This window comes from Polynucleobacter sp. (assembly GCF_044342855.1).
In the GTDB taxonomy this organism is placed as follows: domain Bacteria; phylum Pseudomonadota; class Gammaproteobacteria; order Burkholderiales; family Burkholderiaceae; genus Polynucleobacter.
Map to the genome: position 1 here is coordinate 1 of NZ_JBIIPA010000002.1, position 25,922 is coordinate 25,922.

Sequence of the window (25,922 nt, forward strand, 5' to 3'; positions counted from 1 at the left end):
ACGCGGCATTGCTGGATCAGGGTTTCCCCCATTGTCCAAAATTCCCCACTGCTGCCTCCCGTAGGAGTCTGGGCCGTGTCTCAGTCCCAGTGTGGCTGATCGTCCTCTCAGACCAGCTACTGATCGTCGCCTTGGTGGGCTTTTACCCCACCAACAAGCTAATCAGGCATCGGCCGCTCTAATCGCGCGAGGTCTTTCGATCCCCCGCTTTCCCCCTCAGGGCGTATGCGGTATTAGCACAGCTTTCGCTGCGTTATCCCCCACGATAAGGTACGTTCCGATGTATTACTCACCCGTTCGCCACTCGCCACCAGGTACAAGTACCCGTGCTGCCGTTCGACTTGCATGTGTAAGGCATGCCGCCAGCGTTCAATCTGAGCCAGGATCAAACTCTTCAGTTCAATTCCTGTGATCCTTGCGGATCGTCGCACTCATTCAAGAAATTGACTTGGTAATAAAACCAAATCTTTTTACTGTCTATGAGTACTGTTTATTTACATCTGTCCCGAAGGACTTGATGCTTTCACTTAGTACCCACAATTATCGGTTGACTAATTTTTAAAGAGGGCCGCTTCGTTTTTCGTATTTCGTAAAACGTTGCAGCAGAGAGATGAGACTTTATCCTAGTGATTAGGGTCTGTCAACACCTTTCGTAGTCTTTTTCATAAAAAAAGCGAAGTTTTTTCTTATTTTTAAAATAAACCCTTTAAAAACAATGGGATGTAGTTTGAAAATATTTTCAACTTTTTTTCATATTCTAGGAATTTTTATACATTAGATAGTGGTTTAGGGGGAACATTCACCTTTTTAGCCCCCATTTGCTGCTTTTCTGCCGCCCTACTTAGTCCACCCTGAAATATCCCCCAAACCCATACCCCATATAGAAAAAGACCTCAAAAGTGGTCAACCAATTTGCCAGGTTTTGCGTTGTTTATATCAATAACCTTGCAAATATTGACGAAAGTTTTATGGGTCCCAAGGCTACTGACATTCAAACCGATGAACTGTTCTTAATGCGCTTAGATGGGCAACTTAAGATGAGTCACCCCCTGATTAAGTTGGCCAATACCCTAGATTGGTCCGCCGTTGAAAAAGAATTCTCTGGCCGCTTTGTGACTACTCGTGGCAGACCAGTATTACCTCCCAGATTAGTGACTGGACTTTTGTATCTGCAGCATGCCTTTAGGGCCTCTGATGAGATGGTGATTAATGCGTGGTTAGAGAACCCCTATTGGCAATACTTCACCGGTGAGATCTATCTTCAGACGGAGTTACCTATTAATCCATCGAGTCTCACCCGCTGGCGTAAGCGTTTAGGAGAGGCTGGAGTAGAGCTATTGCTCAGCTTGACCATTGATTGCGCCAAGCAACTGACGGTCGTGAAAGAAAAAGTCTTGATCGTGTGATTGTCGATACCACCGTCATGCCCAAAGCCATTGCCCACCCCACTGATAGCGCCCTATTAGAAACCGCCTGTCAGCATCTGGTTGCCTTTGCCAAAGAGCGCAACTTAACTCTACGTCAGAACTACAACAAAGAAGCGCCTAGATTAGCCATCCAAGTAGGGCGTTATGCCCATGCTCGGCAGTACAAAAGAATGCATGGCGCACTGCGTAAGCTCAAATCGAGAGTAGGCCGCATCCATCGTGAGCTCATCCGTCAGTTTGAGCAAGTACCATCAGGGGCAGAGCAAAGCGGGTTTGAACTACTACAATAAGTAGAGCGCATCTTGACTCAAAAGCCCAAAGACAAGAATAAGCTCTACAGCCTGCATGCTCCTGAAGCCGAGTGCATCTCCAAGGGCAAAGCCAGAAACCCTTATGAGTTTGGCGTGAAGGTTAGTATTGCCACTACGCTAAATGAAGGCTTAGTAGTGGGCATGCGAAGCATGCCGGGCAATCCCTATGATGGTCATACTTTGCATGAAGCGCTAGAGCAAGCAAGCATCCTGGCCGATCACCGTCCCAGGATTGCCATCGTGGATAAGGGTTACAAGGGTGCAGCGATTGATGGCATCCGAATATTGCGATCAGGACAAAGAACCCAGAGCAAAACCCTCAAGAAGATGATTAAACGCAGAAGCAGTATCGAACCGGCCATAGGCCACATGAAGATGGATGGCAGATTAGCCAGAAATCCTCTTAAAGGCGCTATTGGTGATGCGCTTCATGCAGTGCTATGTGGAGCTGGACATAATCTGCAATTGATCCTCAGGAAGCCGCGGCTTTTTTGTTCCCTATTTTTATCATTGCCACTCAGAAATATATTGGCAATTCTGAAACAACATCAGCTTGCACATCAAGTGGCATTGTGAAAAGTGAATTGTTCAGGGTGGACTAGTTATAAGCCTAGGGAAAACCCTGATAATTATTCTAATTTCTGCTAATATATTGCTATGCACAATAAATTAGCAAACAGTCACTTACCTAGCAAGCTATATATGGCGGGCCTGGCCGTCCCTGTACGCGAATTACACACCGGCCTTAGAAAAGAAATTCTGCACCATCTTCTACTCTTAAATGAAGAAGATCGTCGCCTGCGTTTTGGTACACAAACCCCTGATGAGGTCATTCATCACTATGTAGAAGGCCTGGACTTCAATAGAGATAAGATATTTGGTAGCTTTGACTCACAACTAGAGCTTATTGGCATGGCGCATTTGGCATATTTACCAAAAATTAAAGGTCAGCCGCAGGCTGCCGAGTTTGGGGTTTCTGTACTCCCTGATGGTCGCGGGCAGGGCATTGGGACAGCTTTATTAGCGCGCGCTTCAGTGCACTCATGCAATACTCGCATTGAAACCCTATTTGTTCATTGCTTGGCAAACAATAGAGCCATGATGCATCTAGCCCAAAAGGCTGGCATGCGCGTTGAATACGCTTATGGTGATGCGGATGCGTACTTAAAATTACCACCCGCAAATCCTGCTACGTTTGTGGAGGAAGCGGCCAATGAACAATGGGCTGACTTTGACTATGCACTCAAAGAGAATCTTAAGCGTTCAAATGATGTGTGGTCTTGGTTTCTGGGTCAGCCAGTCGTTCGTCCAACTTAATTTGCACTGGGCGCTCCGCGCAAAATCCAGCCTGTAAGCAGAGACACATCAGCGTCGCTTAACTTCGCATTTGCTGGCATTGGCACAACACCCCAAGATCCGGAGCCGCCTTTTAGAATTTTATTTTTTAGAAATGCGCTTGCAGCAGGATCAGTCGCATATTTTTTTGCAACAGCCTGAAAGCCAGGCCCCACAACCTTTTTATCAACAGCATGACATCCCAGGCAAGCGTTTTGTTTTGCAAGTGTGGCAGCCTTTGCATCATCAGTAGTAGCTTGTACTCTTAAAGAGCAAAGCGAGAAGAGGGCAGCAAGAAAAAAATATTTCGGATCCTGCCCAAAGAAATTCATTGCTCGCTTCTCAACAAATAAATTTACTGCTTAGGCATTGTGTTGGGCTGCGACTCATCTGCCTTGCCTTGTTTCTCTAAGCGCGCTTTTTCTGCCTCAGAAATACTATCGAAGTAAGCGTAAACGTCTTTTACGCCGTCAATATTGCTCGCAACTTTCTTGGCAATTGCCGATTCATTCTGAGTCAAAATTCCCATTAAATAAACACTACTGCCTTCAGCAACAATCTCCATCGAATTCGATGGTAACTTGTCTGTGAAAATCATTTGTGTTTTGATTTTGGATTCGAGATAAGAATCATTGGCGCGAGAAGTGTAAGTGCTGTTTGGTCCAACGACTAATTCATTAAATACGGAGCGAACATTCTTGTTTGCTTTTGCATAGGCGCCAGCTTGCTCTTTAATACTCGCATCCTTAACTTCGCCGGTCAGCAATACTTTTTGATTGAAGGATGTCACATTAATGTGCGCACTATCTCCAAATTTCTTGTCCAAAGCATTCTCTACCTCCAGCCCGATCCCCTTATCAATTGCCTGAACTGCTGGGGGTCGTCGATCCGCCATAACGCTTGCGCCGGCAGCTACACCGCCTACAGCAACAACTGCACAAGAAGATAAGAAAGCGGCAAGTATTAATACGGCCAATACCTTGCTAATGAAATATGTGCGCATATGTAATACCTTTTTATATTTAAAACGTTAATCGAGTAAAAGGTGATCCACGCCATCGCATAGAGCGTGAAGCAAAACTAAATGTGTTTCTTGAATGCGAGCGGTACGAGTGGAGGGTGCACATAGATGAATGTCGTCCGCATCCAAAAGAGTTGCAATTTTTCCACCGCCATTACCAGTCAGCGCAATAATTTTGATGCCCATCTTTTTTGCAGCCTCAATGGCCTGCACTACGTTTTTTGAATTTCCCGAAGTGGAGATGCCAATCAAGATGTCGCTTTTTTTTCCAAGGCCTCGCACTTGTTTGCTAAAGATCTCGTCATAGCTGTAGTCATTTCCTACGGCAGTCAAGATTGAGGTATCCGTTGTTAATGCAATTGCAGCCAACTCTTGGCGCTCTCTTTCAAAACGGCCAATGAGCTCGGCAGCAAAATGCTGTGCATCAGCAGCAGATCCGCCATTGCCGCAAGCCATCACTTTTCCACCGGAGCGCAAACAATCCGTCATAGTAACGATGGCACGAGCAACTTGCTCAGGCAGTATTTTTTCAGCCTCTTGCTTTACAACAATGCTGTCTAAAAAATGTTGGGATGCGCGAGCGCGCAAACGTTCGAGGGTATCTTTATCCATCACATTATTATGCGCCAAACTACAGACGGAATGTCTGCGCTGCCCATGAATTCAAAAGGGACGTATTCTCTTGCTTATTAACATCTCTTTCGCAAAAGATTGCTCCCATGGAATTAAGCTCCTTTGACTTTTTGAAACAGCAGGACCTGCCTACTGGGGCCCTATATATGGTTGCCACCCCGATTGGCAATATGGGGGACATCACCCTGCGTGCGCTGCATGTTCTCAACACGGTAGATGGCATTGCCTGTGAAGACACCAGACATAGCGCGCCCCTGCTTCAACACTTTGGCATTCATAAGAAATGTGTTGCCTTGCATGAGCACAATGAAATTGCAGGCGCACAAAACATCATTCAGCATCTCTCCCAAAACGAACGCTGGGCTTATATCTCAGATGCAGGCACTCCTGGCGTTTCTGATCCGGGCGCACGACTAGTCAATGCCGTTCAAAAGGCAGGCTTTCGCATTATTCCCATTCCTGGCGCTAGCGCAGTGTCATCTGCCATTTCTGCTAGTGGTTCAGTCATGTTGCCATCAGAAGGGCGCTTTCAGTTTCTGGGCTTTTGGCCGAATAAGGCCAAAGAACGTTCTGCACTGTTACAAGATATTCGAAGCAATTCAAAAACGAGCATCTTTTTTGAATCGCCACATCAGATACGTGAAACACTCGCAACACTTCACAAAGAATTAGAGTCCGAGCGACAAGTCCTAGTTGGTAGAGAGCTCACTAAAAAATTTGAGCAGTTGGTAACACTGACAGCTGGCGATATTCCACAGTGGCTTGAGAAGGCGGAGACCCTCAAAGGTGAATTTATTATTTTGGTCGCTGGTCGCCAAGCCAATGCTGATGAGGCTCCAGAGCATTCAACCTTATTGCTGTGGGCTAATGCATTAAGTCCATATTTGGGCAGCAAAGAAATTGCTGCTGTACTTGCTCAGATACTTGGGATCAGCAAAAAAGATGCTTATCAAGCAGCCCTAGATGCAAAAGGGCAAAACGAAGGGCAATAAAAAGCTGGCATGTAGCCAGCTTTCAAATTGCGCCAAATGATTACTTCGCTGCTTGCGTATCGCTGGGCGCAGGGCTCTCTTGAACATTCAATTGAGCCACTGGCTTAATCAATTGCTCAGCTGAGGCTTCTGAATCTGCGCGCTTGCCATTGTTTACAAACACCATTAACAACAAAATAACAATTAAGGGTACAAAAAAGCTGAGAAACACCATGATGATGAGTTGTTTGGGGGACTTAATTAGGCTGCCGTGCGCTTCGCTCATAGGACTTTTATCGTTTGACGGGTTTAAGGATTGCTTTGCAAAGATTATAACGAGACCGCGGGGGATATAGGCACTTACAATAGCGTAGTTAGCGAATTCCCTACTGGCGCCCGTAGCTCAGTGGATAGAGTATTGGCCTCCGAAGCCAAGGGTCGCAGGTTCGATTCCTGCCGGGCGCACCAAAACAGGGGGTTTTTGACCTATATCATGCGTAAATTCGTGAAAAAGGCTATCATTTGCACCTAACTTATTGATTCTTATCATGTCAAATCATCTAAATTCCGCACTCTCTGAGCCATCTATTGCCAATCCTTTGGCTCCTGACCTTCCATTGCCGCATCGAAAAATCATTCGCAGCTGGCTGATCCCAATGGCCGAAGGAGAGACCGCAAAAGCAATCGCGCTTTTAGTGCTAGATGCCGTTTTGTGGCTTGCCTGTATTGCTGGGACCATTTTTGTCGAAAGCATCTTCATCAAGATCATCTTGGGCTTGGTTGCCGGTTTTGTTACTGGTCGTATCTTTATTTTGGGCCATGACGCTTGCCATCAAAGCTATACGCCTCACCGTGAACTCAATAAAATACTGGGTCGCATTGCATTCTTGCCATCCTTAACCCCATATAGCTTATGGGATGTAGGTCATAACGTAGTTCACCACGGCCAAACTAACCTCAAAGGCTTTGACTTTGTTTGGGCTCCGCTATCGAAGGCGGAGTTTGATGCCCTACCGGCTTGGCGTAAAACCTTAGAGCGCCTCTACCGTAGCGGCTGGGGTCCAGTTTTTTACTACCTGATTGAAATCTGGTGGAGACGCGAGTACTTCCCTAATGCGAAGAACAAACCAGGTGATCGCCCAATCTTCCTAAAAGACAACTTATTGGTGACTGGCTTTGCCATTATTTGGATCGGCTGCCTGATTGCTGGCGCGATTGCTACTGCGCAATCTATCTGGCTTGGCCTAATTACTGGCTTCGCCATCCCATTCCTATTCTGGAACGGCATGATTGGCTTTGTAGTCTACGTTCACCATACCCATCCAAGTGTTTCTTGGTACGACAAGAAGTCAGAGTGGTTACGCGCCCAGCCTTTTGTTTCAACCACGGTTCATTTAACCTTTAACTGGATTTGGGGCTCTTTAATGCACCACATCATGGAGCACACAGCCCATCACGTGGACATGAGCGTACCCCTATATCGCCTGCAAGAAGCCCAAAATACACTCGAAACCATCCTTCCAGGGCGTATTTTTGTACAAAAGTTCTCTTGGGCATGGTATTTCGATACAGCGCGCAAATGCAAGCTCTATGACTTCGAGAACAAGGCTTGGCTGGATTTTGATGGCAATAAAACGGCTGATTCCGTCAGAGTCGTCCTAAGCCCAGCCCCAGTGGGACAAAACGGGTAAAATGGATCTTCTGCACAAGATTTGGCTTACCCGGATTGCCCATGACTACCTCGACTCCAGCTGCTACCCAAGAAACCTCACAGAGCCTTAAGTTTTGCTCCTCATGCAGTCGCGAAAAGCGCCTGGAAGGTGGCACATGGATTCCGACAAGCAATCGTAAACAACGCTGGATTTGCGCAAGCTGTTTGTATAACCGCACACACCGCACAGGCTCAGCAAAAACCTAATTTCTCAATTAGGTTCTACCAACTCCAGCTTGATTAATCCCCGACATAAGGGTTTGTTTGGCGCTCTTTGCCAAATGTCGACATAGGTCCATGACCAGGAACAAACTGCACGTCATCACCTAGCGGCCATAATTTTGTCTTAATGGCATTAATTAAATCGGCATGATTACCGCGCGGAAAATCTGTTCTTCCAATTGAGCCTGCAAAAAGTACGTCACCCACTAAAGCCAAACGATCTTCTTTATCAAAGAACACAACATGGCCTGGTGTATGGCCCGGACAATGCAGCACCTCCAAATCCACATTACCCACTTGCACATGATCCCCATCCTCTAACCAGCGAGTTGGCACAAATGCTTTTGCATGGCCAAATCCAAAACGTATAGTTTGCTCGGGTAATTGGTCCAGCCAAAACTGTTCATCAATTTGCGGACCCTCAATAGGCGCACCTAATTGATCTGACAAGTCTTTGGCTGCAGCGCAATGATCCAGATGTCCATGGGTTAATAAAATCTTTTTAACGGTACCGCCTAATTGCTTGACGCCAGCCAAAATCTTATCGATATCCCCACCAGGATCAACCACTGCTGCATCCCCAGTTTCTTGGCAAACCAAGATAGAGCAATTTTGCTCGAATGGCGTAACGGGAACAATTCCTAATTTGATCGGCATAAATTAAAACACTTAAATTGATTGGCTACTAGTTTATGGCAAAGACGCTAGAATATATCTCACAGGATACACAATGAAAACTCAAGACACGTTTAAATTCGCAGAAACACATGAGTGGGCCAGCACTGAAGATGATGGGCTAGTGTGGGTCGGCATTAGCAATCATGCGCAAGAAGCTTTGGGTGATGTCATGTTTTTTCAAGCGCCGAAAATTGGGCAACAAGTAAAGCGGGGCGAAGCTATTGCTGCAATCGAATCCGTTAAGGCAGCGAGCGATATTCATGCGCCCATTAGTGGTGAGATCGTTGCCCTAAATGATGAAATGGATGCAAGCCCCGAGGTAGTAAATGCAAAGCCCTATGCAGTTTGGCTTTTTAAAATTAAACCGACATCAACAGAATCTCTGGCTGCAGATCTCAATGCTTTAATGCCTCTTACGCAATATGAATCTGGACCAGGTGCTTAAATAGAAATTGGGTCGCGCTCTACCAGCCAACGAATGCGCGATGCTTTACTAATTCTTCCAGTGGAATCTTGACGCAGGTCTTGATCAATCATTTCAAGCGCTTCTTGTAGAGTCTTACGATTACCTGACTCAATAAGCAACTGGGCGCGCTCTGATCCCGCCACCCTCATGACTGGCTTGGGTACGGGGTCATAGACTTTCAATTCTTTAGTAATCAAGCCCCTGCTTCTGATGCGCGCTTTTAATTCACTCAAAAACTGAATCGCCTTATCTAGGCTTTTACCTTCTGCATGAATAAGGGCTTGATAAGAGTAGGGCGGTAACTTTGCCTCTTCTCGCTCACTCGCAGTAAATGCTAAGAATCCATCTACGTCATGTCTTAACAAATACTGGAATACCGGAGACTCTGGATACTGAGTCTCGATATAAATATCACCTCCAGCTTCACCACTGGTGCCAGACCTTCCTGCGCGTCCAGCCACCTGTACCAACTGCGCAAATAATCTTTCAGCGGCCCTAAAGTCAGCCGAATAAAGTCGACTATCGGCATCCAGGACCGCAACCAATCCTATGTTCTGATAATCATGTCCCTTGGCAATCATTTGAGTGCCAACAACAATGTCTACATTGCCATCATGTATTTCCTGAAAGAGCGCTTCTGCCCCTTTGCTCTTTCTACTTGAGTCTGTATCTACACGCAGGACCCTTGATTGTGGCCACATTTCTTCAATGGCGTCTTCTAGCTTTTGTGTGCCATGGCCCAAAGTTTTTAAATCAGCATTGCCACAGTCTGGGCAAAACTGTGGAATTGGCTTTACCAACCCGCAGTGATGGCAGCTCAACACTGATCTCTTCCCTAATGCGCCAGCCTTATGCATTACGGTATAGGCGGAGCACTGGGTACATTTTGATAACCAATTGCACGCCGAGCAACTGAGTACAGGAGCATAGCCACGTCGATTAATTAAAATCAGGCATTGTTTTTTTTCTGCCAATGATTTGCTAATTGCATTTGAGAGTGTTTTAGTGATGAGGCTTTTTTCTTTTGGCACCCCCACATCACCTGGGCTAAATTGATTTTGTGGATCTCGCGTATTGATTAGATGCACTCTTGGCAAGCTAGCACCCTGCGCTCGTTGATCGAGACGTATATATTCATAGCGGCCTGATTGAGCAGCCAGCCAAGTTTGTAGAGAGGGCGTTGCTGAAGAGAGAAGAATGGGAATTTTTTGATCATGCGCACGCCATATTGCTAAATCTCTTGCAGAATAGCGCGTACCATCCTGCTGCTTATACGATGGATCATGCTCTTCATCTACGACGATGGCGCGTAAGTTTGGCATAGGCGTTAATGCTGCCAACCTAGTTCCTAAAATGATTTGCGCATTTCCGGTCATTGCCTCATACCAAGCTACACCTCTCTTCTTCTCGCTCACACCGCTATGCAGTACAGCCATTTTGTTATCTGGGAAGTATGCCTTCACGCGCCTCTCTAATTGCGGCGTTAAATTAATTTCTGGCACAAGCAGCAATACTTGGGCACTTTCATCCTGGAGAATACTTGCCAGCCAATTCAAAAAGACCGCGGTCTTACCGCTACCCGTTTGTCCCTGCAATAAGATTGCTCTAAACTGATTTTCTTTTGCACCGCCAGCCAATAATTCTTGTAATGCCTTTTTTTGCTCGTCGTTCAGTTGATCGATTGTGATTAATCCTTCTGGGATAACCGCACTCTTTTTTTTGCTTTTCTTTTCTGCCGATTCCAGTTTCTCTGGAATCTTTTCCCAATCATCAGCTTTTTTCCACATCTGTGGAATAACCGGCAATATGGCTTCCCCCAAAGCATGGACGTAATACTGGCTTGCAAAATTCATTAGGCGCAAAAGGGCTGGATCAAAAGCAGGTAGCGGCGCTAGACGCTCAACGGATTTGAGCTTTGCTAAATCATATTCAGAGTGATCGCTTACTTTAATCACTATGGCAACCATCTTCGATCTAGCAAAAGATACTTCGACTACATTGCCAATCTCTGGTAATTTGCCTAATTTTTCACCATCCCACAGATAGTCAAAGCCTTGAGCCAAAGGCTTATCTATCACTACCTGTACAACGATGGGCTTGGGAATCATTTACTTAACTTCTTCCGTCTTATCCTGTGGATAAGTCTGTGGATATCATTCGCTGTTTTAGATTTATATGGCTATTTTATAGGAATGCTATTTTGCATAGAAAATCAGCCTAATGTTTATTTTCTATATAAATCAGTAAGTTGCATTGATTACTAAAGGTGAAAGTTCACAATTAACACGAATCTCACTGTATTTATGATTCTGTACGTTTCTGTGCATAACTTTTGCCTTAATATTGGCCAAAGTTAGTAATTACTTGTGCTTATTTTGCTGCCCGTAGGCCTTTTGACCTGGATATTACAGTTTCAGAGAGGGCGGCTACGCTTTCCGGAGGGGTAAATTGATTAATCCCGTGACCAAGGTTAAAGATATGGCCATCCAAAGAATGTAAGCCAGGCTTTAGTGCAGGGGCACTGGCTAGGTCATCCAAAAGGCTCGAGGCGGCTGCTGAAATCTGCTGCGGCTCTGAAAATAGAATGAGGGGGTCTAAGTTGCCCTGCAAGGCCAAAGGCTTTTTGATATCTAAAAGTTGTTTACGAGCGCGGCTTAATTTCATGGTCCAGTCGATAGCAATGACATCCGCCCCAACTTGCGCCATATCGTTTAACCAAACACCACCGCCTTTAGTAAACATGATGATTGGGATCTTGCGTCCCTCATGCTCACGAGGCAATAGCGCAATCACTTTTTGCATGGCCGCCAAAGACATGCGCTGATACCAACCATCGGGAAGTAAACCGCCCCAAGTATCAAAGATCATCAGCGCTTGTGCACCAGCCTTTACCTGCTCAATTAAATATGCGGCTACCGACTGCACATTAATCTCAAGAATATGTTCAAGTAAATCAGGGCGACTAAACATCATCGTCTTGGCATGCCGGAAATCATCGGAACCTGAACCATCAATCATGTAACAAGCCAATGTCCATGGGCTTCCAGAGAAGCCAATTAAAGGGACACGCTGCCTTCCATCTTGAATTAATGCTTTACGGATTTCAGAGACAGCATCAAAAACATATTTGAGCTGATCCATATCTGCAACACGTAATTTTTTTACCGCCTCTTCTTTGCGAAGGGGATGATCAAAACTAGGACCTTCACCGGCAGTAAATTTCAAGCCCAAACCCATTGCATCGGGAATGGTCAAAATATCGGAGAACAAAATTGCTGCGTCTAATGGGTAGCGGTCCAATGGCTGGAGCGTTACTTCAGTAGCATAGGCTGGATTTTTAGCAAGACCAAGAAAACTTCCAGCTCTTGCACGAGTTGCGTTGTACTCGGGTAGATAGCGGCCCGCTTGGCGCATGAGCCAAAGCGGTGTTTGATCAACCGCTTCGCCCAAGCAGGCTTTTAAAAACCGATCATTTAACAACAAGGAGATGACCGGCTCTTACTTTTTACGACGGAAACGAGCAATTGCTGCAAGCTGTGCTGCTGCCATTGCAAACTCTGATTGTGCCAATGCCAAATCAAAGTCAGTGCCACGATTTTGCATTGCTTCTTCAGCGCGCTTCTTAGCTTCGTTGGCTTTAGCCTCATCCAAATCATGACCGCGAATAGCAGTATCAGCCAATACAGTGACATGATCAGGCTGAACTTCTAAATAGCCACCTGCAACGAATACAAACTCTTCATCACCGTCAGCTTTTTCAATACGAACTGAGCCGGGACGAATGCGTGTAATCAAAGGAGTGTGGCCGCGTAAAATACCGAGCTCACCATTCTCACCAGGAAGCGCAACAAATTTGGCCTCACCGCTGAAAATGGATTGCTCAGCACTTACTACATCGACGCGTATGGTTGACATAATTTCCCTAGATGAGTTCGATTAAAGCTTCTTAGCTTTCTCGATGGCTTCATCAATTGAACCCACCATGTAGAATGCTTGCTCTGGCAAGTGATCCAATTCACCGCTGCAGATCATTTTGAAACCACGAATAGTTTCTTTTAGTGGAACGTATTTGCCTGGTGAACCAGTAAATACTTCAGCAACGTGGAAAGGCTGGGACAAGAAACGTTGAATCTTACGAGCACGTGACACAGATAATTTATCTTCTGGTGACAACTCGTCCATACCCAAAATTGCAATAATGTCGCGCAATTCTTTGTATCGTTGTAATGTCATCTGAACTTCGCGAGCAACTTCATAGTGCTCTTGACCAACTACTTGTGGATCAAGCTGACGGCTGGTTGAATCCAGTGGATCAACTGCTGGGTAAATACCCAAAGCAGCGATGTCACGTGACAACACAACTGTAGAGTCTAAGTGTAAGAAAGTTGTTGCTGGTGACGGGTCGGTCAAGTCATCCGCAGGAACGTAAACGGCCTGAATAGATGTAACAGAGCCAGTCTTAGTTGAAGTAATACGCTCTTGCAACTTACCCATTTCTTCAGCCAAAGTAGGTTGATACCCCACAGCTGAAGGCATACGACCTAGCAACGCTGATACCTCAGTACCTGCGAGTGTGTAGCGATAAATATTGTCAACGAAGAACAAAATGTCACGGCCTTCATCACGGAACGCTTCAGCCATTGTCAAACCAGTCAACGCTACGCGCAAACGGTTACCAGGAGGCTCGTTCATCTGACCAAACACCATCGCCACTTTGTCGATAACGTTAGATTCTTTCATCTCGTGGTAGAAGTCATTACCTTCACGAGTACGCTCACCAACACCGGCAAACACAGATAAGCCTGAGTGTTGCTTAGCGATGTTGTTAATCAATTCCATCATGTTCACGGTCTTACCAACACCCGCACCACCGAACAAGCCAACCTTACCGCCTTTAGCAAACGGGCAAACTAAGTCAATAACCTTAATACCGGTTTCTAACAAGTCAACGGAAGGGGAGAGTTCATCAAACTTTGGTGCTGGCTGGTGAATAGCGCGACGCTCTTCAGTGGCAATTGGACCTGCATCATCAATTGGACGACCTAAAACGTCCATGATGCGCCCCAATGTTGCCGGGCCAACAGGCACAGAAATTGGACCACCGGTAGATTTCACTTCCATGCCGCGACGCAAACCATCACTTGCACCCATGGCAATCGCGCGAACTACGCCGTCACCGATCTGTTGTTGCACCTCAAAGGTCAAACCTTTTTCAGCAAATGATTTTTCGCCGCTATCAACTAATGTCAACGCATCATAAATGTTTGGCATTTTGTCGCGTGGAAACTGAATATCCACCACTGGACCGATACACTGCACGATATTTCCGTTACTCATCGCATTTCTCCGCTTTTAATTCCTGAATTCTTTCGTATTCCTAAACGCTGACCGCTTAAACAGCAGCCGCTCCGCCAACAATCTCTGACAACTCTTTTGTAATAGCAGCCTGTCTTGTCTTGTTGTATTCCAATTGCAATTCGCCGATTACATTCTTCGCATTATCTGAAGCGGCCTTCATTGAGACCATGCGAGCAGATTGTTCTGAAGCCATATTCTCAGCAACAGCTTGATAAATCATTGCTTCTACATAACGCTTGAGCAGTCCATTCAAAATGGACTCTGCATCAGGTTCGTAGATATAATCCCAAGAATTTCCTGCCTTCTCTTCTGGAGTTAATTCAGCTGGCTCCAGTGGTAAGAGTTTTTCTAAGACAGGCTCTTGTTTCATTGCGTTAACAAAGCGGGTGTATGCCAAATAAACAGCATCAATTTCACCGCGCTCAAACGCCTCCAATTGAGCCGTAATTGCACCAATCAAAACATCCATATGTGGCGTATCGCCAATCTGAATTGTTTGAGAAATGAGTTTTGCTTTAGAGCGATTTAAAAACTGGAGGCCTTTTGAACCGATGGCGGTGTACTCAATACTAACATTGCTGCCTTCCATATCGCGCACTTGGTTTGCAATCAGACGCAATACGTTGGTGTTTAAACCGCCACACAAACCTTTGTCTGTTGTAACCAAGATCGTACCAATCTTCTTCACTTCCCGAGTTGCCATGTATGCAGGGCGGAACTCAGGATTTGCTTTGGAAAGATTGGCAACAATCTCACGAATTTTTTCAGCATATGGACGCGCATTACGCATGCGCTCCTGGGCGCGACGCATCTTGGATGCGGCGACCATTTCCATTGCCTTCGTGATCTTGCGCGTGTTTTGCACGCTCTTGATCTTAGATCGTATCTCTTTTGTGCTTGCCATGATTTATGCGAGTCCTCTTAGAAAGAGGCTGAACGCTTGTAATCCTCAATTGCAGCACGCAAAGCAGCTTCGTCATCTTTACTCAAATCTTTTGTTTCTTCGATACGGCCAACTAAATCAGCGTACTTAGATTTCAAATGATCTTGCAAACCTTTTTCGAATGGCAATACGTTCTTTACTTCGAGGTCATCAAAGTAGCCGTTATTAACAGCGTAGAGCGACGCAGCCATTTCCCAAACTTGCAAAGGCTTGTACTGCGCTTGCTTACACAATTCTGTAACACGACGACCGCGCTCTAACTGCTTACGAGTTGCTTCGTCAAGGTCAGAAGCGAACTGAGCAAACGCCGCCAATTCACGATACTGCGCCAAGTCGGTACGGATACCGCCAGACAATTTCTTAATGACTTTAGTTTGAGCTGCACCACCAACACGTGAAACAGAAATACCAGCGTTAATCGCAGGTCGTACGCCAGCGTTAAACAAGTCAGTCTCCAAGAAGATCTGACCATCAGTAATCGAAATTACGTTAGTTGGAACGAATGCAGAAACGTCACCAGCTTGAGTTTCAATAATTGGCAATGCGGTCAAAGAGCCCGTCTTACCTTTTACCGAACCATTTGTAAATTTCTCTACATACTCCGCGTTTACACGAGCAGCGCGCTCTAACAAACGTGAGTGGAGATAGAACACATCGCCAGGGTAAGCTTCGCGGCCTGGTGGGCGACGCAAAAGCAAAGAAATCTGACGGTATGCAACAGCTTGTTTTGTTAAATCGTCATAAACGATCAATGCATCTTCGCCACGGTCACGGAAGTATTCGCCCATTGTGCAACCAGCATATGCTGAGAGGTATTGCATCGCTGCAGATTCAGAAGCACTTGCAGCAACAACAACGGTGTATTCCATTGCGCCTAGCTCTGTGAGCTTGCGAACAACGTTAGCAATAGTAGAGGCTTTTTGACCAATCGCAACGTAAACGCAATAAACACCTTTACCTTTTTGGTTGATGATCGCGTCAACCGCAACTGCTGTCTTACCAGTTTGACGGTCACCAATGATCAACTCGCGCTGACCACGGCCGATTGGAACCATTGCATCAATCGCCTTCAAACCAGTTTGAACTGGCTGACTAACGGATTGACGAGCGATAACGCCTGGAGCAACTTTTTCGATAAAGTCAGTCAACTTGGTATTGATTGGGCCTTTGCCATCAATCGGCTGACCGAGTGCGTTTACAACGCGACCGAGCAACTCTGGACCAACTGGAACTTCCAAAATGCGGCCAGTACATTTAACTGGGTCGCCTTCTTTAATGTGGGTGTACTCACCCAACACCACAGCACCAACTGAATCACGCTCAAGGTTCAGCGCGAGGCCGATTGTGTTGTTAGGGAATTCCAACATTTCGCCCTGCATAACACCAGACAAGCCATGTACGCGGCAAATACCGTCGGTCACTGAAATTACAGTGCCTTCGTTGCGAAGCTGGGAATCAACACCCATTTCGCTAATTCGGCTTTTGATCAGCTCGCTGATCTCGGAAGGGTTGAGTTGCATTACTTACTCCTGGGTCTTATTTCGTATGTTCTTAATAGGGATAACTTATGCGCCAAGACTTGCTTGCATTTGAGCTAACCGTGCTTTAACTGAACTATCCAACACCTCATCTCCAACTTGAATGCGAACTCCGCCAATCAACGCAGGATCTACTTGAATAGTTGGGCGCAATTCTTTACCCCCAAAGCGCTTCTTCAAACTTGACAACAAATCATTTAACGCAGAACCCTCTAATGGGAATGCGCTAGTAATCATTGCTTCTGCTGCACCTTCGCTCTGATTCTTCATTGCCTCAAATTGACGTGCAATTTCAGGAATGGCAGATAAACGATGGTTTTGATTTACAAGACTTAAAAAACTTGCGGTTTTGCCATCCAGCTTTGTCTTAACCATGCCGGAAAGCAATTTGCTTAAATCATCTGCAGATACTTTTGGATTGCTTGATAAAGCAGCAACCTCTGGCAATGCAGCTAGCTGCGCCAATTCATTTAACTGCTCTAAACAAGTAGCAAGCTCAGCAGGCTTGGCGCTTTGGAAAAGCGCTTCAGCGTAAGGGCGTGCAATCGTGGCTAATTCAGCCATATCAAAGTTCTGCCTTTAGTTGATCAAGCAATGTGCCATGGGCTTTTGCATCAACTTCACGACGCAAAATTTGCTCTGCACCTTTCACAGCCAACACGGCAACTTCTGCACGCAACACTTCACGAGCACGAGTTACTTGTTGATCTGCATCTTGCTTAGCTTGAGAAATGATGCGGGCGGCTTCAGCTTGTGCATTGGCGCGAATTTCTTCAGCGGACATTTGTGCACGTTTTTCTGCTTCTGCAACACGCTGCACACCTTCTTGGCGTGCTTTATTTAATTCTTGCTCTGCTTCATTGCCTGCTAATGCGAGTGCTTCTTTACCACGCTCGGCCGCAGCTAAGCCGTCGGCAATTTTGCTTGAACGTTCATCTAACGCCTTAACTAGCGGTGGCCACACAAAGCGTGCAACAACCCACCATAAGACGAAGAAAACGATCATTTGCGCGAATAGGGTCGCGTTCAGATTCACGATATTCCTTTCAGTATTGTTGAGAACGGTTGGATGACCCAGTGGTCATCCACGCCAAAACAATTACTTAATAACTGCGAGCAGTGGGTTTGCGAAAGCAAACAACATTGCAACACCAACGCCGATCAAGAACGCAGCGTCGATCAAACCAGCCAAAAGGAACATCTTAGTTTGGAGTGGCTCCATCAATTCTGGTTGACGTGCACAAGCTTCGATGTACTTACCACCCATCAATGCAATGCCTAAACAAGCACCGATCGCGCCGAGGCCGATGATGATGCCGATAGCGATTGCTGTGAAACCTTGAATGTTTGCGAGAAATTGTTGCATGTTGCTGACTCCTGAAGTTAAAGAGATAAGTTAAAAATAAAAATCTTAGTGATGGCTATGTGCTTGCCCGATGTAAACCAAAGTCAACATCATGAAAATAAAGGCTTGCAACAAAATAACCAAAATGTGGAAGATGGCCCAAGCTGATCCAGCAATAACATGGCCCACCAATCCGAGCAGGGATAAATCAAAATTAAACGTCCACACGCTACCTAGCAATGCGATCAATAAGAAAACTAACTCGCCGGCATACATATTGCCAAACAGTCGCATTCCCAGTGAAACACCTTTAGCAAGATATTCGATGATGTTCAAAGCAAGGTTGAATGGGGCCAAGTACCACTTCGCGCCAAACGGGGCAGAAACGAGCTCATGCAAGAAGCCGCCAAAACCTTTTACTTTGAAGCTGTAAAAGAAAACCAAAAGTAAAACAGACATGGACATACCCATGGTCGCATTTAGATCGGTTGTAGGAACAACCTTATGGTGCGGAACATGAACACCAAAACTTTCGATGAAATGATTGACGCCCAAAACCCAATCCACTGGAATCAAGTCGAGGGTATTTAAAAGGATGATCCAAAAGAATACGAACAGGGCAAGCGGGGCAATGAAAGAGCGGTCGCCATGAACAATGCTCTTCGATTGCGTCTCGGCCATCTCCACAATCATTTCAATAAAGCACTGGAAGCGGCCTGGTACACCTGGAGTTGCACGACGCGCCGCAATCAACAAAATGAATACAGTGATCAAGCCCATAAGGGATGCCCAAAAGATGGTATCTAAATTGATGATGCTGAAATCAATAATGGACGTCTGTGGTCCACCTGAATTGTTGAGGTTTTGTAAGTGCTCTGAAATGTACGCTGTTGGCGTCATTTGCTCGGCTGCCGCGTGGGCTTGGTTTACTTCGCTAGACATCTCTTAACTAGTCCTTTGGTTCAATCTCATTTATTACTCTTGGCGCCACAACCACGCCAGCCACACACACTTAAGGGCAAGCACATAAGTCACCAACAATGGGGCCCAAAGCACGCCCGGGATCAAATATGCAACCCCCAAAAACAGCATCAAAGTAACGACGATTTTAATAAATTCGCCCGAAACTAATGCTGCTAAATAATTACCTGGATTCAATATCTGCGTATTTTTTGCCAACTCCAACCTGATCAAAAACAAGGTTGATGGCAAGACGCTAATTAAACCACCTAAAAAGGCCGACTGAGTATAAAGGCTTACCCCTACCGGCTCCCCAAAAATTGACCAAGTCACCATACTGAGCACAGTAACAGCTGCTTGCGCAGCTAAAATCATCCAAGGCGATAGTGGGGGGTGTTTTACGGCATTGCTTTCTTGCAGCGCCGCCATTTCCGCCTTACTTAAAACCCGATAGACATCTTCTTCGGGCCCATCCCACTCATTTGCCTTGGAAAATCGATTTTTTTGAGGAATCAATTTAGCCACGTGAGTTTAATGTGTGCACTGCAGTAGGTCAAATGTTTTAGGGTCATTTCTGAAGACTTTTAAGCCTCAACGCCTAGCTTTTTTAGCAAAGAATCTAGCTCGTCAAACTGGCTAAAGCGAATTCTGAGCTCTCCGCCCTTTCCTTTGAACTTAAATTCAGCATTTAAGCCAATTAAATCAGCGATTTCCTGAGTTAAGCGACGCATATCGGGATCTCGGCTTGGAGCGCCTGCCTCTGTCTTGGTTTTGGCTTTTTTGTCCCCGATCTGACCGCCGGCGAGCGCTAGGGCAGCAGACATTCTTTCGGCCTCACGAACCGATAGTCCTTGGGCTGCAATTCTTTGGGCCAAGGCCACCTGAGTTGCTCCAGGCAAAGGCAATAAAGCACGAGCGTGACCCATATCAATATCCCCCGCTAAGAGCATGGCTTGCACTGGTTTTGCTAGTTGATTTAAGCGCAATAAATTGGTTACAGCACTGCGTGATTTGCCAACCGCTTTTGCCGCTTGTTCGTGCGTGAAACCAAACTCCTCAATTAACCTTGCGAGACCCTGAGACTCTTCAAGCGGATTCAAATCCTCGCGCTGCATATTCTCAACCAAGGCCATCGCTGCTGCAGCTTGATCGTTAGCACCAGAAACTAAAACGGGGACCTCTTTTAAGCCAGCCAGTGTTGCTGCACGGAAGCGACGTTCGCCCGCAATAATTTCATACTTACCAGGAGCAACCAAACGCACTAACAATGGTTGCATCACACCTTGCTCGCGAATACTCTCAGCTAACTCTTGTAATGCGCCCGCTTCCATTTTTTGACGCGGCTGATATTTACCAGCCTGCAATGCGGTTAATGGCAAGCGATTAATTTCAGCAGCAGTTTCTTTCTGCGCCTTATCGCCGAGCAACGCCTCTAAGCCACGACCCAAACCTTTTTTCTTAATAGCAACCATAATATTTTTCTTGTTCCTAGGTTTTACATTTGCTTAATGCGCTCAATCATCTCGGCACCAAACTCCAAATAGGCTTTAGCGCCACGCGAAGACTTATCAAACGCCACCCCAGGAAGCCCATAGGACGGGGCTTCGGCCAGGCGGACATTGCGGGGAATAATGCTCTTAAATACTTTGTCGCCAAAGTGCCCAAGCAATTGATCAGAGACTTGTTGCTGCAATGTCATGCGCGCATCAAACATCACGCGTAATAATCCAATGATCACTAAGTCGGGATTTAAATTCGCATGTACTTGCTTGATGGTGTTAACTAAATCCGACAATCCTTCTAATGCAAAATATTCACACTGCATTGGCACGATCACACCGTTCGCTGCGCATAATCCATTGAGCGTCAACAAAGATAATGCAGGGGGACAATCAATCAAAATAAAATCGTAGTCATTTGCTACGAGTGCAAGCGCATCTTTCAATCGTTGTTCGCGAGAATCTAAATCTACCAACTCAATTTCTGCGCCAGCTAAATCACGATTTGCTGGCAATACATCGTAGCCAGAACTCTCGCAACGCACCGCAGATTCTTTCACTGATGACAGGCCAATTAAGACTTGATACACAGTGCTATTGAGATCCGCTTTTTCAATTCCCGATCCCATCGTGGCATTGCCTTGCGGATCTAAATCTACCAATAAAACACATTGCCGATGTCCGGCTAAACCAGCGGCCAAATTCACAGCGGTAGTGGTTTTACCAACACCGCCTTTTTGATTTGCAATACAAAATATTTTGGCCATAATTTTTCTTAAAAATGTCGTACTTTAGAGGGGTAATTTTCTCACGGGGGATAGGACTAAAAGTCTGCGCTCCACCGCCAAATTCGGGATCTGCAAGGGCTCATCGGCAACCAGGCGCCAGTCATTCATGCAAACATCTTGCAGCTCTTCATCTGCCCGCTTAGCTTTCATTGCAAACACTAGGCCATCAGACTTCAGAAGGGGGAGGGAGAGCTCTAGAAAGTGAGCAAGATTAGTAAATGCCCTAGAAATCACCGCATCAAACTGTCCAGGCTGTGATTTAGCCACCGCTTCAACGCGCTCACTCAGAACCTGTATATTCTTTAAAGCCAACTTGCCGCGCACATGTTGCAAGAAGGCTGTTTTTTTGCGGATAGCCTCAATCAAGGTCACATGCCACTCAGGCTGCAAGATGGCGATAGGGATTGCTGGCAAACCACCGCCCGACCCAAGGTCTGCAATTTTGGGATTTTTTAAATCCAAAAATTGACGCATAATAGGTAAAACTGTAATAGAATCAATTAGATGCAATCGTACTGAGTTCTTTTCACCCTCAATTGCAGTCAAATTATGCACCCGGTTCCAGCGACCCATCTCCTGCAAAAAGAGCTCTAAGTCTGCAATATTCTCGGGGCTAAGGTTGAGACCCAGCCCCTCAATTCCTAAAGAAACCAGCTCATTACTCATGCGCTTCTTCTTGAATCCGACCCAAGCCCTTTTTAAGGTGCACCAGCAGGAGCGAAAGGGCTGCAGGCGTAACACCAGAAATCCTGCCAGCCTGACCTAAGGTGCCAGGCTTATGTAGATTTAGTTTTTGCTGCACCTCTTTCGATAAACCAAGAACCTGGGTGTAGTCCAAAGACTTGGGCAAGGGGAAGCTCTCGTTATGCTCTTGCCGAGCAATCTCAACCGCCTGCCTATCTATATAGCCTTGATATTTAATAGAAATTTCAACCTGGTCGCTAATTTGCTGCGCCAAACCCAAATCGTCATCCAAAGTTCCTGGCGACCAAAGGCCATCCGCTAAATTGGTGACCGCCTCATAGGTTATGCCGGGACGTCGCAAAAGATCAGCCAAACTACACTCGTGCGATAAGTCTTGGCCTAAAAGCCCAGAAACCGCCTTTGCAGACCCATGTTTTGGTCCAATCCAAATATCTTGTAAGCGAGATGTTTCACGTGAAACAGCTTCTTGTTTTCTACAGAACGTATTCCAGCGGTAATCGTCTACCAAACCAAGCTCCCGGCCAATCGTAGTTAGGCGCAAATCTGCATTGTCTTCACGCAGGCTCAGGCGGTACTCGGCACGGCTAGTAAACATGCGGTAAGGCTCTTGAACGCCCAAAGTAATCAGGTCATCTACCAAAACACCAATATAAGACTCACTACGCTTCGGCAGCCAAGCCTCCTTACCTTGCGCTGCTAAGCCAGCATTAATTCCGGCAAGCATGCCTTGGGCGGCAGCCTCCTCATAACCTGTTGTGCCATTAATCTGCCCGGCAAAGTAAAGGCCCGCAATCGCCTTAGTCTCTAAACTATGGCGCAAGTGGCGCGGATCAAAGAAGTCATACTCAATGGCATAACCAGGACGCACAATCACCGCAGACTCTAAACCCCGGATGCTTCGCACCAAACTCCACTGAACATCAAAGGGAAGGCTGGTAGAAATGCCGTTGGGATAAAACTCGTTTGTTGTTAAACCCTCCGGCTCCAAGAAGATTTGGTGGCTATTTCTAGAGGCAAAGCGGTGAATCTTGTCTTCAATAGAAGGGCAATAGCGTGGGCCAACACCCTCAATAACTCCCGTATACATTGGCGAGCGGTCTAAACCACCCCGAATAATGTCGTGTGTTTGCTCATTCGTATGGGAAATCCAGCAAGGAACTTGCTTTGGGTGCTGCTCAGGCCTGCCTAAATACGAGAAAACGGGCACAGGATCTAATTCTCCTGGCTGCTCCAGCATGACCGAGAAATCAATAGTACGACCATCAATCCGAGGTGGCGTACCAGTCTTTAATCTTCCCTGAGGAAGTTTTAACTCTTTTAGCCTGGCTGACAAAGAAACAGCCGCTGGATCGCCAGCTCGACCACCGGCGTAATTATTTAAACCCACATGAATCTTGCCATCCAAGAAGGTTCCGGCCGTTAAGACAACCTTCTTGGCCATAAACTTCAAACCCATTTGCGTAACTACGCCCTGGACTTCGTCGCCCTGAACCAGCAAATCATCGACAGCCGCTTGAAAAAGAGTCAGGTTTTCCTGATTCTCAAGACGGCGGCGAATCGCTGCTTTATATAGAACTCGATCACCTTGTGCACGGGTCGCACGAACAGCAGGGCCTTTGCTTGAATTCAATATCCGAAACTGAATACCGGCCTCATCGGTAGCTGCCGCTATAGCGCCACCCATAGCATCAATTTCTTTAACTAGATGGCCTTTGCCAATCCCACCAATTGAGGGATTACAGCTCATGGCACCTAAACTCTCAATACTGTGAGTAATAAGAAGGGTATCGCATCCCATGCGCGCAGCCGCCAAGGCAGCCTCAGTCCCGGCGTGACCGCCGCCAACCACAATGACATCGAAGTTCTTTGAATAACGCATGATTTGCCTCAGATAGGGCGATGATCATAGCATTTTGTAGGTTTCACGTGAAACAAATACTCACTCCAACAAGAATGAATTTCACATTTACTTCGTAAGTCATTGATTTAATTGATTTTTTATAAAAATAGTCGGAAATTGTTGGTGTTACGAAATCCCCAACACCCGCGACCGAGAAGTGGCGGCATATCTTGAGCAAGTGGTGGGAAGTTTTAAATGGGTGCGGCGCCGAAGCGCCGCACTAAAAACTCATCAGAAAAAAACCTAAATCAACTTTTCTTCTTAAAGAGATGAATGATTTCGCCAACAACACCGCGACGGAATGCCAAGACACAGATTACAAAAATGAATCCTGTCGCAATGGTGCTCCAAGAGCCAATGTTAGCCAAGTAGTTTTGCAAACCAACCACAATGCCTGCACCTACTACTGGGCCAAGAATAGTTCCCATGCCGCCAAGCAATGTCATTAGAACAACTTCACCAGACATGTGCCAATGAATATCCGTCAATGTTGCCAACTGAAAGACTAACGTCTTCAAGGAGCCAGCAAGGCCCGCAAGCGCAGCTGAAATCACAAAAGAAATCAGCTTGAAACGATCAACGTCGTAACCCAAAGAAACTGCACGTGGCTCGTTTTCGCGAATGGCCTTTAAGACCTGGCCAAATGGGGAATGTACTGTGCGAACGATCAAGGCAAATCCAAGCAAGAAAACCGCAAGCACAAAGTAATACATGCTGACATCATCTTTTAAATCAACTAAGCCAAATAACATTCCGCGTGGAACACCTTGAATGCCATCCTCACCACCAGTGAAGGGGAGTTGAACCGCTAAGAAGTAAACCATCTGGGAGAGCGCAAGCGTCACCATCGCAAAATAAATACCTTGTCGACGAATGGCTAAAGAGCCAATCAGAAAGCCTAAGATGCCAGAGCCCAAAACACCCAACGCAATACCGAATTCCGGAGATAAGCCCGCCTCTTTACAAAGATAGGCGGTGATGTAAGCAGAGGCTCCAAAGAATGCCGCGTGTCCAAAAGAAAGAAGCCCCGTGAATCCCAACATCAAATTAAAGGCGCAAGCAAAGAGGGCGAAACAAAAGACCTTCATTGCAAAGACTAAATAGATAAAATCTTGAAACGGAAGCAGCAAGGCAATTAAAACCAGGATGCCGTAAAAAAGTTTTGTTTTTGAGCTCACTTATTTCTCCCGGCCAAAAAGTCCAGCAGGGCGAATGAGCAACACGATTGCCATGATCACAAAAATAACCACGCCAGAAGCTTCTGGATAAAAAACTTTAGTTAAACCCTCAACCAAACCTAATGCAAGGCCGGTCAAAATGGAGCCCATGATGGAGCCCATGCCGCCAATCACAACAACTGCAAAAACCACAATAATGAGATTCGAACCCATCAATGGGTTAACTTGAAAAATTGGAGCGGCCAGAACACCAGCAAAACCCGCAAGGCTCACGCCATAAGCATAAGCCAAAGAAATCATTAAAGATACATTGATGCCAAATGCTTGAAGAAGTTTTGGATTTTCAGTACCAGCACGAAGATAAGCGCCCAATTTAGTTCGCTCAATCACATACCAAGTAGAGAAACAAACCACCAAAGAAGCTACCACCACCCACAAACGGTACTTAGGCAAAATAATGCCAATCGACTCAAGCGGGATCGCTCCTTGCAGCAACTCTGGTGCTGGATAACCCTCACCAGAAATTCCATACCAGTGACGGAACATGCCCTCGATGATGAGTGCCAAGCCAAAAGTTAACAACAAGCCATAAAGGTGATCAAGGTGGTAAAGGCGCCTGAGCATTGTGCGCTCGAGAATCAAACCAAAGCCCGCCATAACCAAGGGCACCAGAATTAATGCAAACCAATAATTGATTGAGAACTCAGGAAAGCCAAACCATTGGCCAACTTGAGTAAGGCCAATCCACGCAACAAATGCGCCCATTGTGTACTGGGCGCCATGTGAAAAATTAATGATGTTGAGTAGGCCAAAAATAATGGCCAGACCCAAACTCAAAATGGCGTAGAAGGAGCCATTAATAAGCCCCACCAAGAGCTGAGCAACCAGCCCTTGTGGGGTAATTCCAAAAAGTTCAAACATACTTAGCTAGAA

General features: G+C 46.1%; 27 protein-coding genes, 1 tRNA gene, 1 rRNA gene and 1 pseudogene. 7 read left to right on the plus strand and 23 right to left on the minus strand.

Annotation, left to right across the window (positions count from 1 at the left end; translation table 11 throughout):
• Window positions 1-401 (minus strand): 16S ribosomal RNA (locus ACIQZ3_RS00900); the annotation flags it as partial.
• 567 nt (window positions 402-968) lie between these two features.
• Between ACIQZ3_RS00900 and ACIQZ3_RS00905 the strand changes: the two are divergent.
• Window positions 969-2,314 (plus strand): annotated as a pseudogene (locus ACIQZ3_RS00905) (IS5 family transposase).
• 81 nt (window positions 2,315-2,395) lie between these two features.
• A complete protein-coding gene (locus ACIQZ3_RS00910; protein ID WP_397389711.1) occupies window positions 2,396-3,055 on the plus strand; it encodes a GNAT family N-acetyltransferase in 660 nt (219 codons plus the stop codon).
• Here the strand turns inward: ACIQZ3_RS00910 and ACIQZ3_RS00915 are convergent.
• The 3 genes from ACIQZ3_RS00915 to ACIQZ3_RS00925 are packed head-to-tail and all read right to left on the minus strand — an operon-like array spanning window position 3,052 to window position 4,706.
• Window positions 3,052-3,405: a c-type cytochrome gene (locus tag ACIQZ3_RS00915; protein WP_397389712.1), complete on the minus strand. Its 354-nt coding sequence runs from the start codon at window positions 3,403-3,405 to the stop codon at window positions 3,052-3,054. The two genes, ACIQZ3_RS00910 and ACIQZ3_RS00915, sit on opposite strands and share 4 nt — an antisense overlap.
• A gap of 23 nt (window positions 3,406-3,428) precedes the next feature.
• Complete coding sequence (locus ACIQZ3_RS00920; RefSeq protein ID WP_397389713.1) at window positions 3,429-4,076, minus strand: BON domain-containing protein; 648 nt, start codon at window positions 4,074-4,076, stop codon at window positions 3,429-3,431.
• Between the two features lie 27 nt (window positions 4,077-4,103).
• The gene (locus ACIQZ3_RS00925) at window positions 4,104-4,706 is read right to left on the minus strand and encodes a phosphoheptose isomerase (RefSeq protein ID WP_397389714.1); all 603 of its coding nucleotides are present in this window, start codon (window positions 4,704-4,706) and stop codon (window positions 4,104-4,106) included.
• A 107-nt stretch (window positions 4,707-4,813) separates the two neighbouring features.
• Here ACIQZ3_RS00925 and rsmI point away from each other — a divergent pair, with 107 nt between their 5' ends.
• Window positions 4,814-5,719 (plus strand): 16S rRNA (cytidine(1402)-2'-O)-methyltransferase, encoded by a 906-nt coding sequence (rsmI, locus tag ACIQZ3_RS00930; protein WP_397389715.1) that lies wholly within the window; start codon window positions 4,814-4,816, stop codon window positions 5,717-5,719.
• A gap of 40 nt (window positions 5,720-5,759) precedes the next feature.
• On the opposite strand, the gene ACIQZ3_RS00935 is transcribed toward rsmI, so the two are convergent.
• Window positions 5,760-5,984 carry a hypothetical protein gene (locus ACIQZ3_RS00935; protein WP_397389716.1) on the minus strand — a complete coding sequence of 75 codons (225 nt, stop codon included), beginning with the start codon at window positions 5,982-5,984 and terminating at the stop codon, window positions 5,760-5,762.
• A gap of 106 nt (window positions 5,985-6,090) precedes the next feature.
• On the opposite strand from ACIQZ3_RS00935, the gene ACIQZ3_RS00940 reads away from it, so the two are divergent.
• The 3 genes from ACIQZ3_RS00940 to ACIQZ3_RS00950 all read left to right on the plus strand — a co-directional run bounded on the left by ACIQZ3_RS00940 (window position 6,091) and on the right by ACIQZ3_RS00950 (window position 7,616).
• Window positions 6,091-6,166 (plus strand) — tRNA-Arg (locus ACIQZ3_RS00940).
• A gap of 80 nt (window positions 6,167-6,246) precedes the next feature.
• The gene (locus tag ACIQZ3_RS00945) at window positions 6,247-7,389 is read left to right on the plus strand and encodes a fatty acid desaturase (RefSeq protein ID WP_397389717.1); all 1,143 of its coding nucleotides are present in this window, start codon (window positions 6,247-6,249) and stop codon (window positions 7,387-7,389) included.
• A gap of 41 nt (window positions 7,390-7,430) precedes the next feature.
• Entirely contained in the window at window positions 7,431-7,616 is a 186-nt protein-coding gene (locus ACIQZ3_RS00950) for a hypothetical protein (RefSeq protein ID WP_041396810.1), read from the plus strand.
• Window positions 7,617-7,649: 33 nt separating this feature from the next.
• Here the strand turns inward: ACIQZ3_RS00950 and ACIQZ3_RS00955 are convergent, their stop codons facing one another.
• Window positions 7,650-8,288 carry an MBL fold metallo-hydrolase gene (locus ACIQZ3_RS00955; protein ID WP_397389718.1) on the minus strand — a complete coding sequence of 213 codons (639 nt, stop codon included), beginning with the start codon at window positions 8,286-8,288 and terminating at the stop codon, window positions 7,650-7,652.
• A gap of 73 nt (window positions 8,289-8,361) precedes the next feature.
• Between ACIQZ3_RS00955 and gcvH the strand changes: the two genes are divergently transcribed.
• Window positions 8,362-8,754, plus strand: a complete 393-nt coding sequence (gene gcvH / locus ACIQZ3_RS00960; protein WP_397389719.1) for a glycine cleavage system protein GcvH — start codon at window positions 8,362-8,364, stop codon at window positions 8,752-8,754.
• Here gcvH and priA read toward each other — a convergent pair.
• The 17 genes from priA to ACIQZ3_RS01045 all read right to left on the minus strand — a co-directional run bounded on the left by priA (window position 8,751) and on the right by ACIQZ3_RS01045 (window position 25,910).
• Complete coding sequence (priA, locus tag ACIQZ3_RS00965) at window positions 8,751-10,883, minus strand: primosomal protein N' (RefSeq protein WP_397389720.1); 2,133 nt, start codon at window positions 10,881-10,883, stop codon at window positions 8,751-8,753. The two genes, gcvH and priA, sit on opposite strands and share 4 nt — an antisense overlap.
• A gap of 262 nt (window positions 10,884-11,145) precedes the next feature.
• Window positions 11,146-12,264 (minus strand): uroporphyrinogen decarboxylase, encoded by a 1,119-nt coding sequence (gene hemE / locus ACIQZ3_RS00970; protein WP_397389839.1) that lies wholly within the window; start codon window positions 12,262-12,264, stop codon window positions 11,146-11,148.
• Between the two features lie 9 nt (window positions 12,265-12,273).
• Window positions 12,274-12,690, minus strand: a complete 417-nt coding sequence (locus ACIQZ3_RS00975; RefSeq protein WP_015420208.1) for a F0F1 ATP synthase subunit epsilon — start codon at window positions 12,688-12,690, stop codon at window positions 12,274-12,276.
• Window positions 12,691-12,711: 21 nt separating this feature from the next.
• Window positions 12,712-14,112, minus strand: a complete 1,401-nt coding sequence (atpD, locus tag ACIQZ3_RS00980; RefSeq protein WP_072582052.1) for a F0F1 ATP synthase subunit beta — start codon at window positions 14,110-14,112, stop codon at window positions 12,712-12,714.
• A 55-nt stretch (window positions 14,113-14,167) separates the two neighbouring features.
• Window positions 14,168-15,037, minus strand: coding sequence for a F0F1 ATP synthase subunit gamma (gene atpG, locus ACIQZ3_RS00985; protein WP_397389721.1), 870 nt, complete (start codon window positions 15,035-15,037; stop codon window positions 14,168-14,170).
• A 17-nt stretch (window positions 15,038-15,054) separates the two neighbouring features.
• Window positions 15,055-16,596, minus strand: a complete 1,542-nt coding sequence (atpA, locus tag ACIQZ3_RS00990; protein ID WP_216225711.1) for a F0F1 ATP synthase subunit alpha — start codon at window positions 16,594-16,596, stop codon at window positions 15,055-15,057.
• A 45-nt stretch (window positions 16,597-16,641) separates the two neighbouring features.
• Window positions 16,642-17,178 (minus strand): F0F1 ATP synthase subunit delta, encoded by a 537-nt coding sequence (locus tag ACIQZ3_RS00995; protein WP_397389722.1) that lies wholly within the window; start codon window positions 17,176-17,178, stop codon window positions 16,642-16,644.
• A gap of 1 nt (window position 17,179) precedes the next feature.
• The gene (locus tag ACIQZ3_RS01000) at window positions 17,180-17,650 is read right to left on the minus strand and encodes a F0F1 ATP synthase subunit B (RefSeq protein ID WP_397389723.1); all 471 of its coding nucleotides are present in this window, start codon (window positions 17,648-17,650) and stop codon (window positions 17,180-17,182) included.
• Window positions 17,651-17,713: 63 nt separating this feature from the next.
• A complete protein-coding gene (gene atpE, locus ACIQZ3_RS01005; RefSeq protein ID WP_012357116.1) occupies window positions 17,714-17,980 on the minus strand; it encodes a F0F1 ATP synthase subunit C in 267 nt (88 codons plus the stop codon).
• Between the two features lie 45 nt (window positions 17,981-18,025).
• Window positions 18,026-18,901 carry a F0F1 ATP synthase subunit A gene (atpB, locus tag ACIQZ3_RS01010; protein WP_397389724.1) on the minus strand — a complete coding sequence of 292 codons (876 nt, stop codon included), beginning with the start codon at window positions 18,899-18,901 and terminating at the stop codon, window positions 18,026-18,028.
• Window positions 18,902-18,934: 33 nt separating this feature from the next.
• Window positions 18,935-19,444 carry an ATP synthase subunit I gene (locus ACIQZ3_RS01015; RefSeq protein WP_397389725.1) on the minus strand — a complete coding sequence of 170 codons (510 nt, stop codon included), beginning with the start codon at window positions 19,442-19,444 and terminating at the stop codon, window positions 18,935-18,937.
• Window positions 19,445-19,503: 59 nt separating this feature from the next.
• Complete coding sequence (locus ACIQZ3_RS01020; protein ID WP_397389726.1) at window positions 19,504-20,391, minus strand: ParB/RepB/Spo0J family partition protein; 888 nt, start codon at window positions 20,389-20,391, stop codon at window positions 19,504-19,506.
• A 23-nt stretch (window positions 20,392-20,414) separates the two neighbouring features.
• Window positions 20,415-21,185, minus strand: coding sequence for a ParA family protein (locus ACIQZ3_RS01025; RefSeq protein WP_397389727.1), 771 nt, complete (start codon window positions 21,183-21,185; stop codon window positions 20,415-20,417).
• Window positions 21,186-21,209: 24 nt separating this feature from the next.
• Window positions 21,210-21,872, minus strand: a complete 663-nt coding sequence (gene rsmG / locus ACIQZ3_RS01030; protein WP_397389728.1) for a 16S rRNA (guanine(527)-N(7))-methyltransferase RsmG — start codon at window positions 21,870-21,872, stop codon at window positions 21,210-21,212.
• Window positions 21,865-23,790, minus strand: coding sequence for a tRNA uridine-5-carboxymethylaminomethyl(34) synthesis enzyme MnmG (gene mnmG, locus ACIQZ3_RS01035; protein ID WP_397389729.1), 1,926 nt, complete (start codon window positions 23,788-23,790; stop codon window positions 21,865-21,867). Before mnmG ends, rsmG begins: the two co-directional genes overlap by 8 nt.
• 269 nt (window positions 23,791-24,059) lie before the next feature.
• Entirely contained in the window at window positions 24,060-24,989 is a 930-nt protein-coding gene (locus ACIQZ3_RS01040) for a branched-chain amino acid ABC transporter permease (RefSeq protein WP_397389730.1), read from the minus strand.
• Window positions 24,990-25,910, minus strand: a complete 921-nt coding sequence (locus ACIQZ3_RS01045) for a branched-chain amino acid ABC transporter permease (protein WP_397389731.1) — start codon at window positions 25,908-25,910, stop codon at window positions 24,990-24,992.
• Window positions 25,911-25,922: the final 12 nt, after the last annotated feature.

Bases quoted from the DNA above. Each gene is read 5' to 3' on its own strand.
- ACIQZ3_RS00955 (WP_397389718.1), bottom strand. From the start codon at position 8,288: ATGCCGATCAAATTAGGAATTGTTCCCGTTACGCCATTCGAGCAAAAT.
- ACIQZ3_RS01045 (WP_397389731.1), bottom strand. From the start codon at position 25,910: ATGTTTGAACTTTTTGGAATTACCCCACAAGGGCTGGTTGCTCAGCTC.
- atpB (WP_397389724.1), bottom strand. From the start codon at position 18,901: ATGTCTAGCGAAGTAAACCAAGCCCACGCGGCAGCCGAGCAAATGACG.
- ACIQZ3_RS00910 (WP_397389711.1), top strand. From the start codon at position 2,396: ATGCACAATAAATTAGCAAACAGTCACTTACCTAGCAAGCTATATATG.
- gcvH (WP_397389719.1), top strand. From the start codon at position 8,362: ATGAAAACTCAAGACACGTTTAAATTCGCAGAAACACATGAGTGGGCC.
- priA (WP_397389720.1), bottom strand. From the start codon at position 10,883: ATGATTCCCAAGCCCATCGTTGTACAGGTAGTGATAGATAAGCCTTTG.
- ACIQZ3_RS00915 (WP_397389712.1), bottom strand. From the start codon at position 3,405: ATGAATTTCTTTGGGCAGGATCCGAAATATTTTTTTCTTGCTGCCCTC.
- ACIQZ3_RS00950 (WP_041396810.1), top strand. From the start codon at position 7,431: ATGACTACCTCGACTCCAGCTGCTACCCAAGAAACCTCACAGAGCCTT.
- atpD (WP_072582052.1), bottom strand. From the start codon at position 14,112: ATGAGTAACGGAAATATCGTGCAGTGTATCGGTCCAGTGGTGGATATT.
- atpE (WP_012357116.1), bottom strand. From the start codon at position 17,980: ATGCAACAATTTCTCGCAAACATTCAAGGTTTCACAGCAATCGCTATC.
- ACIQZ3_RS00925 (WP_397389714.1), bottom strand. From the start codon at position 4,706: ATGGATAAAGATACCCTCGAACGTTTGCGCGCTCGCGCATCCCAACAT.
- ACIQZ3_RS01025 (WP_397389727.1), bottom strand. From the start codon at position 21,185: ATGGCCAAAATATTTTGTATTGCAAATCAAAAAGGCGGTGTTGGTAAA.
- ACIQZ3_RS00995 (WP_397389722.1), bottom strand. From the start codon at position 17,178: ATGGCTGAATTAGCCACGATTGCACGCCCTTACGCTGAAGCGCTTTTC.
- ACIQZ3_RS01020 (WP_397389726.1), bottom strand. From the start codon at position 20,391: ATGGTTGCTATTAAGAAAAAAGGTTTGGGTCGTGGCTTAGAGGCGTTG.
- atpG (WP_397389721.1), bottom strand. From the start codon at position 15,037: ATGGCAAGCACAAAAGAGATACGATCTAAGATCAAGAGCGTGCAAAAC.
- ACIQZ3_RS00945 (WP_397389717.1), top strand. From the start codon at position 6,247: ATGTCAAATCATCTAAATTCCGCACTCTCTGAGCCATCTATTGCCAAT.
- rsmG (WP_397389728.1), bottom strand. From the start codon at position 21,872: ATGAGTAATGAGCTGGTTTCTTTAGGAATTGAGGGGCTGGGTCTCAAC.
- rsmI (WP_397389715.1), top strand. From the start codon at position 4,814: ATGGAATTAAGCTCCTTTGACTTTTTGAAACAGCAGGACCTGCCTACT.
- mnmG (WP_397389729.1), bottom strand. From the start codon at position 23,790: ATGCGTTATTCAAAGAACTTCGATGTCATTGTGGTTGGCGGCGGTCAC.
- ACIQZ3_RS00935 (WP_397389716.1), bottom strand. From the start codon at position 5,984: ATGAGCGAAGCGCACGGCAGCCTAATTAAGTCCCCCAAACAACTCATC.
- ACIQZ3_RS00920 (WP_397389713.1), bottom strand. From the start codon at position 4,076: ATGCGCACATATTTCATTAGCAAGGTATTGGCCGTATTAATACTTGCC.
- ACIQZ3_RS00975 (WP_015420208.1), bottom strand. From the start codon at position 12,690: ATGTCAACCATACGCGTCGATGTAGTAAGTGCTGAGCAATCCATTTTC.
- atpA (WP_216225711.1), bottom strand. From the start codon at position 16,596: ATGCAACTCAACCCTTCCGAGATCAGCGAGCTGATCAAAAGCCGAATT.